Origin of the sequence: Aquirufa aurantiipilula, from assembly GCF_019923745.1 — a bacterium.
Classification (GTDB): Bacteria; Bacteroidota; Bacteroidia; order Cytophagales; family Spirosomataceae; genus Aquirufa; species Aquirufa aurantiipilula.
The window spans coordinates 1-258 of the sequence record NZ_JAANOG010000054.1; the positions used below are offsets into that span (position 1 = coordinate 1).

The window sequence follows — 258 nt, forward strand, 5'->3', positions numbered from 1 at the left end:
ATAACGGATTCGAACCGTTGACCCCCTGCGTGCAAGGCAGGTGCTCTAGCCAGCTGAGCTAATCCCCCAAGTTTAATCGGGATTATTATCCCTCTTATTGGCTTTCATCTCCAGCTTGCCCCAACATCCTGTTTGTTGGTGGGCCTGCGTGGACTCGAACCACGGACCTCTACATTATCAGTGTAGCGCTCTAACCACCTGAGCTACAAGCCCGCTTGTTTCTTCTCTTTTTCTCTAATATCATTGAAAACCTATCTT

General features: G+C 48.4%; 1 tRNA gene. It reads right to left on the reverse strand.

The features are described from left to right. Positions 1 to 136: 136 nt before the first annotated feature. A tRNA-Ile gene (locus G9H60_RS13760) sits at positions 137 to 213 on the reverse strand. Positions 214 to 258 lie beyond the last annotated feature (45 nt).